Below are 13967 nucleotides of genomic sequence, written 5' to 3'. Positions count from 1 at the left end.
CTTACTACGAAGATGAAACTAATTATATTGTATTCATATTAACACGAACAGATGTTCGTTTACAAGCTAATTACTTGAGAATATTTACAAATTTTAGCCTTCAGTAATTTTTTCCAAATAAAAAAACTGGTATGCACCAGTTCTATAATTCTATATTAACAAAACCATAATTTGTTTTAATAAAATCAAAATCCAATTTATGTTGGAGGATAGAATAACTAACATACTTGCTATCTTTATTCACATATCCAGTATCATACTTACTAGCAACTCTCTCTAACACTTCTTTATTAATGATCTTCTCTTCATTATGTTTAAGTAATTCCCATATATACCACATCATACCGGAAACTTGAATAGTACTAGCTATCAAATTGTTATTATCAAAAATTGATTTTGCTAAATCCAAAGCTCTGTTTCCAAATGATGCCCTAAGCTGAATATCTTCTCCTTTCGCATTTGCTTTCTTAAAAATATAAGCACTTTCGGAAAAATATTTTTGGCCTTGTTTAGGCTGTATACTTGTTGAAGAAATTTTATCTAATCTGTCCAAACGCCAGTATAACTCTTCAGATATTTGCATAATTCGATTATAGCCCTTACTATTCGTCAGTTTTGCAAGGAAAATCCCGTTATCATTTTTCAAATCTTCCATCTTTAAATTTAAAATTTCACTATATCCTTCTCCTTTAATCCCTTCAAATAAACAAAGTAAAAATACTGCATGTCTTTGATCATCAAATAACTTCATATTTGTTAGTATTTGTTCTCTTGTATAACGTACAATTGAAGCCTTATAGACAAATCTACTACAGTATTCCATATCAATAATACTTGGCAACCTTTGTGACTGGTTATCTGTGTATCCATTCATTATAGCCCAATCTATATATCTTCCAATAAAACCGATAGATGCACTAATAGATTGGGGACTTGGAGACTTTAAACTATAAAATAACTCCTCCAACTCAGCTTTATTCATGTCAAATATATCTTTATTCTTTTGGCTTTCCAATAATGTTGCCTTATTAAATAACGATACATAGGTGGTAAGACTGTTATCTTGTACATCTAATGATTTTAGGTACCATTCCTTAATATCTTTGTTTAATATGTTTTCTTTAAGCACCCTTTTCACCTCCTTCTTGTATTAATTGTTGAAATAATTTTCGAATTTCCATTTTGTTCCTAGAGCTGATATTACCATATTTAAGAATTCCAACTTCCTCCCATAAGGGATTAGCTATTGTAAAATCAATTTTGTCTAAGTACTTTCTTAATTGATCAAATGAAATATTTTTCTCAAACATTCTAGCAGCCAATTCTATGTGTCCTATAAACATCCTACTCTTAAATAGTAATGAATGTTTATCCATTAAGTTTGCCTTATAGTATACAAAAAGGTACATCATATATTCATTTATAATTTTTGCGACATGAATAACTTCAAGCCGATTGTTAATTTTAAAGCTATCATCAATAGCATTTGATAATTCCGAAAAGGTTACAACTTCTCCATACGAATATTTCACGTTAGAGTTCGATGTAATTCTGCTTTTTAATTCTCCCTCGGCCTTTAATTCAATAACTACCTCATCTGATAGTTTATCTTTAGCTAATTCCTGTAATCGTGGTTTTGGTATTGGATTTGCTTTTGCCATATCTACCTGCACTCGTTTACACTGAGCTTCTGACATATTAGAAAAAATAACAATCATAGACCCTTCTAAATCGGCTTTTTTCATATAGGCGTTATAAATAGAGAAAGTTCGATGTGCTCCATCTAAAACATCCAATGAGGTCCCCTCTAATAAAGTAAGTGTTCTATTACGGTTATCATACATCAATTCATTTCCATCTAAACCAGAGCCCACTTTGGCATTGTAGCGCAAAGTTGAGGTGATTAAATCACCCTCTACTGTTTGTTTTTCAATCTCTTTTAAAGATTTTGGATTTAAATTCATCACCTCTATAATTCCATTTTTCACTTTCTTCTTTTTTGCCTGTCTTTGAATATTGGGGTTATACTTTGTAATACCACTCATCCAAAGCTTACCTATTATTGAATTAGGAACTACTGCTACATACTCATTGTGACCAGTTTTAAGAACATTTTCAAAAGTATAGGGTAAAATAATCGTTTCTTCATACGGTGACTCTTTTATGTAAAGTCTCAACTCTTTAACCTCTGAGGTATTTAGCCATTCAGCTATCCAATCTTCCTCCGTTTCATTAAATTTTAGATGAAGCTGTTCCCCTAGTAGCAACAGCTCCTGTAAATTTGCCTCATAGAGTCTGTTCTCGTCATTGATTAATTCTAGAATATTACCAATACTTATATTGTGTTTATAAAGCTGTATAGAAATTTCATCTAATATTGCGTCGTCTTGAACCAATAAAGGAATTTTTGTTTTAATATCTTCTATCAATAAATCTTTTGTTTTCCCAACCTTCAACCTCTTATCCCCCTCTTTTTTCCAATTAAAAAGAATTAATTTAATAGTTACACAAGATAATTTTCATTATAATGTTTTTAAATTAATTTATCCAATTAAATTATGCACCTTGAATTCGATTTAATAAATTAATTAATTTAAAAATATTGATTTATTAATCCGCACTATTATAATATAAGAGCATAAATATGGAAATAAAGGGAGATGGATAAGCATGGCTTTTCAAACAAGTAAGGATACAAAATATAACCAACTAGTACTATCTGATTTAACTGTCATAAAAGAGTTGTTAACTTTTCGAGGGACGATTGACGATACAAATTTAAATCAAGGTGCATGTGCAACAAATTCCTTAAAAATGAATACAGATGTCATCAGTTTATTTGCAGATTTAGATGGATTAATTAAAAAATCTTTAAATGAAGAGCAAATAAAGTTACTAGCGTATATTACGAAAGATTACTCTTATTATTCTATAGGCAAAATTTTAGGTATTCCCGTTAAAACTGTTGGAAGTAGATTTAATACAATTTGTCTAAAAATTAAACAAGAAAATGATAGACAATGGAGAAAAGCAGTTTATATAAATAAATTAAAATTAATAACTAAAAGATGTAGTAAGTGCAATGAGGTCCTCCCAGCTACAGATGAATTCTTTAGTTTAAATAGTAGTAGTAAAGATCATTTTCATTCACAATGCAAAAAATGCAAAAAATAAAGAACATACGTTTGGGCGAAAAAAATGGATTTTAACCTACACTAGTCACCTTAATAAGTAGAAGGAGATAACATATGAAATTACAATTACCTCATACAAGCATTGATTTAAATTTAGAGCTTACGATAAAAGATCGCGTTCAATACATACGATTTATTTTAGAAAATGAAACAATTAATTATAGAGGAGAAGAAATCTCTTTAGAACTTTATTTAAGATCAACCTCACAGGCTCATAATACGATTATTTTATTAGATATGCTTAGCTATTATTTAACAAAGGGATATTTTACTAGAGAAGAACTTTTATTAGAAAAGGAAAATCTAGAGTATATTAAGGAAGCTAAAAAGCGTAATAAAAGGCGTAGAGAGTTAACAAAATTATTAAAAAATCAAAGTTTACAACACCGATTACAAGATAATTATGTACTCTCTCACTATAAACAAAAGGAAATTAAAAAAGGGTCCAGTAGACATAACACATTTTCAAATACATCATACTTTGAAGCGATTGCCTTTGGTATTGAAGATATAGAAGAAGATTCTATTTAATAGATCAATTAATTTAAAATACATAATAAAATGAATTTTTCTAATAGGCCTGTAAGATGTAATTTTATATCTTACAGACCTATCATGAAGGTTTCATTTTTAAAAGAAAAGAGCTTTGTTCTTTAGAAAAATAATTAGTTAGCATGATTATCTCCCATAATAAATGAAAGTAGGTGATGCCATTGTATGTATAAAATAATTTAAAAATCCTTTTCTATTAAATTTGATTATGAAACCTTCAAATGCCACTCTTCTTTAGGAGGATAAAGGAGAATGAAAATAGTAAAAAACATAACTGAATTTTATCACTCATTAATAAATGATGAAATCCTTCTTCGTTTATTGTATTACATACCAAAGGATCAATCAGATGATCCACTTGATGAATTAAAAGTAAATGTATCTCAATTACCTGAAAATGATCGTATACTTAGTAATTTAATCGTTATTGGTGATAAAACTGAGGATTTAACGCCTGAATCCAATTGTAGAATTTGTTTATATACAGGCCCTCGTTTACCTCAAAAAAATTATTTAAAAAGCGTGAATCAATATACTGATAATCCCTATTCAAGCACACAACAATACATTTTTGATATCTATACACCTATTTCTACCAATAATATTGATTTTCGCCTTGATAAACTCGGAGAAGTGTTAAATGAAATATTATTTCAAGAGGATATTGAAGAATTTGGAGATTTACGATTCCATAGTGGACTTCCCCTCAACAATTTACCTCATGGTTTTGTAGGTTATCGCTGGATATACATTATGCCTTCAGGCCAACAGCCTACAGGTTATAGATCATGAACATCAATACTAAAAAGGCTCTTGGGAAACCTATTTTATATAAAGGATTAAATATTTATCCTGTAAAAATGAAGGACGCGGACGAATTTTATGATGCTGTACAGTGCTTACTTTTGCCAAAAAACGATTTTCAACAGCCAGAAATCATTAGAATGTCTTACCTCTTTTTTTTACTAACTATCTCTCAAAATGATAGTGGACAGGAAATTCTAGATAAATTAATTTCATTATACCGTTTAGTTTTTCAGACTGAGGAAATACAAATTTCAATGAATGAAAAAGGAATGGTACTTATCATTGTGGATGGCGTCACTTTAAATGAGCGTGATTTCGACAAAATCAAAACTATTATTAGTGAACAAAATCTTATTGATTTAGATGATGAATTTATCGATCCTGGTACAAAAAAAGCCATACAAGAAGCACGTGCATTTATCGCTAAAAGAAAAACAAGACAGGCAGATTTTGAGCAACAAATCATTGCTTATCATTGTAAATCAGGCTTACCCTACCATGAGATTGAACATTTAACATTATATCAATTCCATAAAGGCTTAATTCGTATGGACTATATGGTGAGTAGCGATGCCATTCTTAACGCACGATATTCTGGGATGATCGAATTTAAAAATGACCGAGATCTCCCCCATTGGTTAGGCTTTATTGACGAACCAAAGAAAAACGAAGATGTCATTATTACAAAATCAGTATTTGATCAACAAATGAAAAAACTCGGTCTTGAACCTAGTTAATAAAAAAACTTAACTAAAAGGATGGTAATTTATATGTCACAACAAAATCAATTTTTAACTTCAGTAGCAAATGTTCGTTTATTTGACCGTTTAACAGGTGAATTAATTTTAAATGGTAAGACATTACTTAACTCATCTATGACTCAAGCTATTCAAACACAGGCAATTCATGCTGGTAAAGGCTCTAAAAAGGTATACGAGCTAAACTACCAAAAGGAATTAACATTCTCTATTGAAGATGCTGCTTTTGATACTGCATATATTGCTTTACAAAATGGAACAGAAATCAATCATCAATTAGCTGAATATTATACAGATGAAATTATTTTACTTGATGCTACAGGTAAAGGTACATTAGCTGAAACTCCTCTAGGTAAGGTACATGTGGAGCAACTAAACGGTACGTTCACACAATATACGCCAACTGGTAAGGAAATTAGTGTCCCTGCATTAGCTGGTAAAGAGATCCAGGTTATCTATGCTGTTCAGGAAATGATGGATACAATTGAAATTTCAGCCGACTCATTCCCTAAAGCTGTTCGTATGGAATTAAACGTTGATATTCGATCTAATAATGGAAAAACTGGGGAAGTTATTATTGAAGTACCAAACTTCAAACCGAATGGTGCTGTTGAAATTTCAATGACACATGAAGGTGTTGCTTCTTCTTCCCTAGCTGGTAGCTCGCTTGCTGATAAAAAAGGAAATTATGCTTATATCAAACTTCGTAATTTATCTGAAGAGAAAGTGCAATTTACAGCACTTGCTGCCAACCCTTCTCATGTAGTTCTAGATTCTACAGTTTCTGGTGATTCACAACCTATTACAGTATTAGGTATTCGTGGTGCAGGCTATAGCAATGTGTTGCTACAAAACAAAGACTTAACTTGGACATCTAAGTCTCCATCCATTGCATCTGTAAGTGCAGATGGAGTCGTTACTTTAGGATCTTCTTCAAAAGTTAATGATCAAACTATTATTGAAGTAACTGATGGTACTTACAGTGAAAAAATTATTGTAGATATTGTATAAATTAATTAATTTAAAAGGGTAGATTTTTCTACCCTTTCTTTTTTATTTCAGTAAAGGAGTGTACTATGACAAAACGTGAGACGAAATTAACATTAACAGATATTCAAAAAAATGCTGAAGAATTAAATAAAAAGCAAAAATTTTTCATTGATAAAGATCAAGGAAAATTTATTTATTACTATCCTAAATTTAGTAAGCGTAAAATAACTATTTTAATAAATGAGCTATCCCATACGATGTCCTATGTTGAGCAGCATAAGCTCGATTTTTTCAAAAATGATGGCGAATTAAATAACTATATTTTATTTTTAATTATTAAACATTTCACTGACTTACAGGCTGAATTAAAAGATAAATCTGTTGAACTTCATTTTGCTACTATGAATGAACTAGTTGACATCGGTTGGTACGAAATGTTCCTGCTGAAAATGTTCCCAATGCAAGAAATTTCTAATGTTTTAGATGAAATTAAAAAGCGACTAAATTTAAGTTTTAAATATTTAGCACTTGAAGAAGAGCTTAGTCGAAAAGGACAAACTGTTGATTTCAATACATAATGATAAAGATAATTAGAATTTTGAACTACTCCCTTACCTTTTTGGGAGGGTATTTGAATATTTTATGCCTAATAAAAAATATAAGAAAGATTGATTATTTTATCCAGCTGCCAATTTAAATTAGTAGCTGAATTTTCAGTTGTCTTAATTAGGAGGGAAAATCGATTGAGTACTGGTGGTGAACAAAAAAAACCAACAGAGCTTTTAGTCGCTCTAGGAATCAACGATAAAATTTCTAAACAAAATATATCTACATACATAAAAAAATTAAAAAACATCCCTAATCTAACAATCAACTTAGATGTTAAAGGTCATAATACTCAAATGTTTATTGAGTATGGGAAACAAATAAAAGCATTGGAGCAGCAAATAGAAGCGTTTACTTTAAAACTGCAAAATGTAGGAACTGAAACCGCCGCTCCCCTTTCCATCTTCAAAGATTTCAAGCAGCAAATTTCGGATTCTATAAAATCGATTGATACTCTTAATGACACATTTGATGAGTTAAAAATAAATGTTAGTGCATTTTATAAACAGCTGTCCAAAATCCCTACTGGCGATCTCCATTCTCTAAAAAATTTTGTGACACAAATGAAATTAGACATGGAAACAATCGCTACGAACCAATTTAAAATCTATGGCATCGAAGAAACACAGCAAAATTTACAGGCTTTAGAATCTAATTTATATAATATCTACGAACTTCAAAAAGCCTATGCAAACACTGCTGGCTTCGAACAATTAGCATCTCAAATCACTGATTTAAATACCCAACTGAGCAATATGCAGCTTGGTGAAGGCTTAAACATAGCAGGCATTTCCGATATTTCAAGCCAATTAGAAAAGATGAACCAAAGTATAGTGGCATTTGGGAAAAATACGGCTGAAGCGGGTCTAAGTTCCACAGCATTTGCCTCTGCCATTATGGATGGCATTGGCCTCGCCTCTACATTTAAAACACTTGGCGAAGATATTTTAGGCACAGGTACTGCATTTGCTGGTAGAGCATTATTTGGACTCAATGCAATTGGAATCGCAATCAGTGCTGGTGGGTTAATTATAGGTAAAATACTTGAAGAAAGAAAGAAACAGATTGAAGAGCTAAAAACTGAGGAACAAGAAATATTAAAAGCATATACTTCGAATGCTAGTGAAATAGATACTCAGTTTGAAAAATATTATCAATTAGAAAATGCTATAGAATTGGGAAATACAGACCCTTCTGTTATTAGTGAATATCAAGAAATTTCTAATAGACTTGGCGAGATTCTACCTAACCTTGTTACACAAGAGGATGAATTTGGTAACAAGATTATTGGCTCAGCAGAAGCTTTGAAAGTAAAAATTGGACTGCTTAAGGAACAGCAAGCTATAGAAGCAGAAATTGCTAATCAGGCAATCCAAGATAAGCGAAATGATGATATTGATACTCGTAAAAAGTCAATTTCTGACCTTGAGGACTCACACAATTCAAACATAGATTCAGCGGCAAGAATTCTTAGCCATCAAGCTAACAGTTCCTCCATTGTAGGTGATGTTAAATTTTATGATGATAATTTTAAACCTCTCCTTAAATCTGCTGAAGATTTTGAAAAGAAAATTAAAGAATTAGATAAATTACAATCAAAAGCCGAAAAAGATGGTAACACAAATCTAGCAAATTATTATAAAGAATTAAGTACTATCGCAAAAGGCCAAATAGATATTATTATCAAATCTGATGCAGAATTAAAACGAGAAATATTAGCGCAAAAGAATGACTATATTACTAATATGGCTGATGTTATCAACGAGAATAATAGATTAACGGATAGTGTTAAAAACAATGCAGAAGGTTTTGCTGCCCAGCTAATTGCTTCCGCCGATGTAAACGACCTAGATAATTTACAGAATTCTTTAACATCATTATTTTCAAATGAAAACGCCAGTTCCGTTATCAATGAAATAGTAGGTTCGTTCCAGAATATGGAGAATGCTACTTCTGAAACTTTTGAATCGATGGCAAATAAAACTAAAGATAAGATGAACAGTATTTCTACTGATTTATCGAAGCTTGGTTTAAGTGAAAAAGAAGTAGGAAGTATTATGGGTTCTTTAAAGCAACATTACGAAAATACTACTCAAAAACAAAAAGATTTATCTGTTGAAATGAAGGTTAACAATTTAACATTTGCTGAAGCAAAAGCAAAAGTAGAAGGCTTCAAAGATGAAGTTAAGAATCTTACGACTACTCAAGAAAAGTTAGCAGGAGTCTCACAGAAAAGAGTAAACGATACTTCGGACCTATTATTAGAATATGAGATATTAACAAACCAATTAAAAGGTTATTCCGAGGAAGAGATTCGTAATCTTAGTCATAAAAGTAGTTTAACTGCCGAGGAACAACGGCTTGTTGATGTATTGAATTCCCGTGACCTAGCGATGATTAACTTAAATACACTATATCCTTCGCTTCTTGATCAAGAAGGTAAATCTATAACAATAAGTACAGAAAAAATTAAAGCAATTCAAGCAGAAAATCATGCAAATAACACATTATTAAAAGCCTATCAACTAGCTAGTAAAGGAAAACTAAATTCCGAACAGCTAATGACATTAGCTTCCGCTACAGGTTCGAAGGCGCGAATTGAAAATCTAAAACATGAACTAGAAGCTATTCAAAAAGTAAGTAGTTCAACATATGATAAATATGAATCAATAAAACAAAAACACAGCCGCGGCGAAACATTATCTGAGAGTGAACAACGATTCCTTATGACTGGTTCACAATCTAGAGGAAACTATGTTGGATACGGGGAGTACTCAGATAAACTTAAAGAACTAGATAGTCTAGTTAGTCAATTAAATACTGACATTGGTAAGGTTGATGGTTTTACTTCTACTATTCAAAAGAATGAAAATTCAATAAAAAAGTCTGCTACTACTCAAAAAAATGATAACGCTGAAAAAGGAAAAGCTCTATGGATAACCGATAAATACAAACAAAAACTAGAAGAGTTAAATCTCGGAATTGAAAAGCAACAAAGATTACTGTCTAAACTACCAGAACATTCTAGTGAGTATCGAAGAGCATTAGAAACTCAAATTCAGTTTGAAAAACAAAAACTTAGTGTGATGCAGCAGCAAGAGGCTTCTTTAAAAAATCAGATTGCCTCAGGGAAAATTCAGCAAACAGGTAATATAACAAACAAGTCCACCACTTCTTCTACAACTACTAATCTACACGGTTGGTCTGGCAAAATCACTAGTGCATATGGTGGCCGTAATGACCCGATTTCAGGAAAACCTGATTTTCATCTCGGCATGGATATTTCAGGTTCTAAAGGAACTCGCTTAGATGCGAATGTTGCAGGCAAAATAATAGCTAGTGGTGATGCTATTAAAAATGGCTATGACGGCTCTTATGGAAATATTGTTGTCGTACAAGATGCAAACAATTTCAAACATCTTTATGCCCATCTAGATAAAGCTATCGCTAAAATTGGTGATTATGTTGATGTGGGCACTCAAATAGGTAATATTGGTGCTTCTGGTACTAGAGTGACAGGTCCACATTTACATTACGAAGTAAAGAATGCTAGCGGACAACGCTTAGATCCAACAAGTTACTATACCGCTGCCAAAAATGGAGCCACATCTTCTACATCCTTTGCCGTTGACACGACACAACAAGCTATTGATCAAACAAAATCTGAATTAGTGAGTTTACAGCAACAGATTTTAAATCAAAAAGATTTAGTAGAAGACCTTGAGCGCGGTATAATTGATAGCTATCTTTCCTCTTTTGAAAACAAAAAGACAACGATTGATAACTTATTGGAAACTAGTGATAACAGATTAAGGAAACTCACTGTCACATCAGAATCCTATCGTAAAGAGCTAGACAGACAAACAGCTGCTTTAAATGATAAAAAGAAAATTAACCAAAATGAAATTGCTTATCTGGAAGGCGTTATTAAGAGTGGTACTGCTTCAAAAAAGGTTATTGATGAGTATACGCAACGTCTTCATGAACTGAACAATGTCAATAGTGAGATAGATTTTGCCATTTGGGATGTAGGCTCAAAAAAAGTTGAATCCTACATGTCAAAGTATGAAGAACAACGTCAAATTCAGGATAATGTTATCGCCTATGAAAAAGCAAAACTTGGAGAATTAGATACTTCCTCTGCTAGGTATGTAAAATCACTTGTAAATATTAATAATGCGATGAAGGAAAAGCAGAATGCCAATCTTTATGAACTTACTCAATTAAAAAGTCTAGTAAATGGAAATAAAGGGTATGGCGATGGTTTACAATCTGCGAAAGAACGCATTGAAGAGTTAACGATCGGTATGAAAGAGTTACAGGTTGATATTCAAGATAGTGACTATGATATTTTAATCAATATCAAAACCCAATCGGATGAGAAAATAAATAATATAGAATCCGAAATAAATCGAGCTGAATTGATTCGTAAAATGTTTGATGAAGGTTCTGCAGATTATGAGAAATATACAAACATCATCATTAATGCCCAGGAAAGAATTGCGCAACAGCATTTAGAAACTAGAGATAATTTGCTAGAAGAATTAAAACAGCGTGATATCACTGCTGAACGTATTAAAGAAATCACAAAATTAATAAATGAAGAGTATAATGGCTATTTAAATGCCACGTTAGCTATTAAAGACTATACAAAGCAAAAGGACGATGCAAAAAAAGCACAACTAGAAAAAATTGCAGATAAAGCTATTAGTGCATATAAAGATTATCATCAAGAACTTCGAGATGAACAAATCAAGCAACTTGATGAAGAGATTGAGCGCGAAAATAAAAAACATGAAACAATCATGAAAAATCTGCAAGAAGAAATGGACTTATTTAGAAAAAGTGTTGAAGATAAGCTAAGGCTCATTGACCGAGAAGAAGCTCAAAGAAGCTATGATATGGAGATTTCCGATTTAGAAAGTGAACGGAATGATGTACAGAGTAAGCTAAATATTTTAGCTTTAGATAATTCTTATGAAGCGAAGGCAAAGAGGAAAAGTCTACAAGAACAGTTAGATGAAATTGATAAAACAATTGCGGAAAAGCGCCATAACCGAGAAATTGATTTACGTAAAGAATCGTTAAATGATGCTTTAGAATCAAAAGAAGAAGAAATAAATGAAAAGATAGAGCTACAAGAGTCAGAGCATGAAAATTTAGTCAATAAAATTAATCTTGAAAAAGAATATTGGGAGTCATATTATAACAATTTACTAAATAATGAACGCGAATTCGCTAAAATGAGAGAAGATATCATCGCTGGTCATTTAAATAATGTAGAAGCAGACTTCAATCAGTATCGAGATAAATTAAAAGCCTCACTACCAGAAATTAGCGGTGCATTAGACGATACTATGAAAGCTGTAGGTTTTTCTATCCGAGACAATGTTATTTTCGAACTAGAAGAGGCTCTAGATTTAATAAACAAATTTAATAACAGTCAAAAATCAAAAGATAATGGTTCATTTGAATCGAATTTATCCAATCCTCAAACATCTAAAGGTAATTTATCTAATGCGGACTTACAAGTTCTATTAGGTAAGTTCTTATATGACCGAGTTTTGCCAAACGTTTCAGGACAGGATCAGAGTGCCGTTAGTGAAATAGCAAAAAAATTTGCAGCAAAGGGTCGCGATAAGGCTGATTCCCGATTTACTGAAAATGGTGCTAATTTTAATGAGTCAACAAAGGTTCTTACACCTGCAGAAATGAACTCATTATATGAGTATTTTAATAGTAATAAAAATTTGCTTGGCGGGAAATATAACAGCTTTTTTGAGCAGTTTTTCAATGAGAATTCAGGAAATACACAAGAAAACGGAAGTAAACTATCTGATGCGGATATGAAAGTTATGTTAGGCAAATTTATTTACGAGAAACTTGTACCTGAACCATCTTTAAATGCAAATACTAAAATTGCGCTAAAAAACAAAGCTGATAATCTTGCTTTAGAAGGCAGAAATAGTGATTCCAAAATATCCGAAAACGTAACATTTGATTCTATAAAAAATAAGTACTCTTCTGAACAAATACAACAGTTAAAAACATTCTTTAATTCCAGATTAGATATGATTGATAATCTTACAACTCGTGAATTAATGAAGAAAAAAATTGCCTCACTTGACTCTGGGGGTTTCATGAATTGGACGGGAATTGGAATAGACGGTAAAGGAGGAAAGGCTATTATAGCTCATCCTCAAGAAATTATGTTGAATAAAGCTGATACACAAAGTTTGTTTAATTCAATCAATATAATGGATAGTATCATGAATAACCTATCCCCTCTCCTATTGAAATCTGCACCATTTAACCAAAAATATCCTCTTAGTAATGGAGATACTTATGGTGACATCAAGATAAACTTCCACATCGATAAAATGAACGGTGACAAAAACGACTTAAATCGATTTAGTAAAATGATTGATGATGATTTATTGCGTAGGAAAGGAATGAGAAAGTAATGTTGGAATCTATTCATTTTATGTATGACAACATTTCATCCAAAGATATGGGAATTCAAATTGCTTCGTCAAGAGGAGGTTTATTTGAAGAGAACTTTCTCCCTAGAAGGAGAATTATTGAGAAAAAAATTGCTAATAATGAAAAACCATATTTTCAAAGAGTTGAACATGAACCACTCTCTTTTAACTTATCCTTTTATCTCGAAGATTGGCTCGATGACCACGATATAAGAAAAATTGCTCGCTGGTTATTCCAACCATATTACAAACCTTTAATTTTTGACAATAATCCAAATAGAGTATTATACGCCCTTGTAGAAGGCAATTCTGCGTTATTACATAATGGTTTAAAGCAAGGTTATGTTGAATTAAGTATTAGATGTAATTCTCCCTACACTTATTCTCATGAATTTAAATTTAACAATATGGAATTTAGAGATTCTAATATGGGCTATCAAATTATCGATGACATGAATAGCTTTCAACAAGGAAGTTTTTTGAATACGAAGGTTACTTCTAATGGTTTGACGATTGATAAAATTGATAATTCTTGGGGAGCGCTATATGCGAACATTAAAAAATGGAGTGAATTTTAA

10 protein-coding genes are annotated in these 13967 nt (G+C 31.6%); 8 read left to right on the top strand and 2 right to left on the bottom strand.

Annotated features, from left to right (window positions below; all coding sequences use genetic code 11):
- Positions 1 to 142 precede the first annotated feature (142 nt).
- Both VK91_RS00370 and VK91_RS00365 read right to left on the bottom strand, forming a co-directional pair.
- Positions 143 to 1129 carry a hypothetical protein gene (locus VK91_RS00370; protein WP_048389764.1) on the bottom strand — a complete coding sequence of 329 codons (987 nt, stop codon included), beginning with the start codon at positions 1127 to 1129 and terminating at the stop codon, positions 143 to 145.
- Positions 1122 to 2456 (bottom strand): DNA sulfur modification protein DndB, encoded by a 1335-nt coding sequence (locus VK91_RS00365; protein ID WP_048389762.1) that lies wholly within the window; start codon positions 2454 to 2456, stop codon positions 1122 to 1124. Before VK91_RS00365 ends, VK91_RS00370 begins: the two co-directional genes overlap by 8 nt.
- 214 nt (positions 2457 to 2670) lie before the next feature.
- Here VK91_RS00365 and VK91_RS00360 point away from each other — a divergent pair, with 214 nt between their 5' ends.
- The 8 genes from VK91_RS00360 (at position 2671) to VK91_RS00325 (ending at position 13967) form a co-directional block, all read left to right on the top strand.
- Positions 2671 to 3174 (top strand): hypothetical protein, encoded by a 504-nt coding sequence (locus tag VK91_RS00360; protein WP_048389761.1) that lies wholly within the window; start codon positions 2671 to 2673, stop codon positions 3172 to 3174.
- Positions 3175 to 3248: 74 nt separating this feature from the next.
- Entirely contained in the window at positions 3249 to 3725 is a 477-nt protein-coding gene (locus tag VK91_RS00355; RefSeq protein ID WP_048389760.1) for a hypothetical protein, read from the top strand.
- 273 nt (positions 3726 to 3998) lie between these two features.
- The gene (locus VK91_RS00350) at positions 3999 to 4538 is read left to right on the top strand and encodes a hypothetical protein (protein ID WP_048389759.1); all 540 of its coding nucleotides are present in this window, start codon (positions 3999 to 4001) and stop codon (positions 4536 to 4538) included.
- Positions 4535 to 5290, top strand: a complete 756-nt coding sequence (locus VK91_RS00345; RefSeq protein WP_048389756.1) for a hypothetical protein — start codon at positions 4535 to 4537, stop codon at positions 5288 to 5290. Before VK91_RS00350 ends, VK91_RS00345 begins: the two co-directional genes overlap by 4 nt.
- A 33-nt stretch (positions 5291 to 5323) precedes the next feature.
- The gene (locus VK91_RS00340; protein ID WP_048389755.1) at positions 5324 to 6322 is read left to right on the top strand and encodes a hypothetical protein; all 999 of its coding nucleotides are present in this window, start codon (positions 5324 to 5326) and stop codon (positions 6320 to 6322) included.
- 65 nt (positions 6323 to 6387) lie between these two features.
- On the top strand, positions 6388 to 6879 hold the full coding sequence (locus VK91_RS00335; RefSeq protein ID WP_048389754.1) for a hypothetical protein: 492 nt from the start codon (positions 6388 to 6390) through the stop codon (positions 6877 to 6879).
- A gap of 165 nt (positions 6880 to 7044) precedes the next feature.
- Positions 7045 to 13371: a peptidoglycan DD-metalloendopeptidase family protein gene (locus VK91_RS22240; RefSeq protein ID WP_053075662.1), complete on the top strand. Its 6327-nt coding sequence runs from the start codon at positions 7045 to 7047 to the stop codon at positions 13369 to 13371.
- On the top strand, positions 13371 to 13967 hold the full coding sequence (locus VK91_RS00325; RefSeq protein ID WP_048389752.1) for a distal tail protein Dit: 597 nt from the start codon (positions 13371 to 13373) through the stop codon (positions 13965 to 13967). The genes VK91_RS22240 and VK91_RS00325 overlap by 1 nt, the downstream gene beginning before the upstream one ends.

The organism is Lysinibacillus sp. LK3 (genome assembly GCF_001043675.1).
GTDB classification, from domain to species: Bacteria; Bacillota; Bacilli; order Bacillales_A; family Planococcaceae; genus Lysinibacillus; species Lysinibacillus capsici.
This window is presented reverse-complemented; position numbering and strand designations above follow the sequence as displayed.

What these genes read in the sequence shown, in the direction of transcription:
- VK91_RS00360 (WP_048389761.1), top strand. Translation starts at nt 2,671, where the DNA reads ATGGCTTTTCAAACAAGTAAGGATACAAAATATAACCAACTAGTACTA.
- VK91_RS00355 (WP_048389760.1), top strand. Translation starts at nt 3,249, where the DNA reads ATGAAATTACAATTACCTCATACAAGCATTGATTTAAATTTAGAGCTT.
- VK91_RS00350 (WP_048389759.1), top strand. Translation starts at nt 3,999, where the DNA reads ATGAAAATAGTAAAAAACATAACTGAATTTTATCACTCATTAATAAAT.
- VK91_RS00345 (WP_048389756.1), top strand. Translation starts at nt 4,535, where the DNA reads ATGAACATCAATACTAAAAAGGCTCTTGGGAAACCTATTTTATATAAA.
- VK91_RS00340 (WP_048389755.1), top strand. Translation starts at nt 5,324, where the DNA reads ATGTCACAACAAAATCAATTTTTAACTTCAGTAGCAAATGTTCGTTTA.
- VK91_RS00335 (WP_048389754.1), top strand. Translation starts at nt 6,388, where the DNA reads ATGACAAAACGTGAGACGAAATTAACATTAACAGATATTCAAAAAAAT.
- VK91_RS00325 (WP_048389752.1), top strand. Translation starts at nt 13,371, where the DNA reads ATGTTGGAATCTATTCATTTTATGTATGACAACATTTCATCCAAAGAT.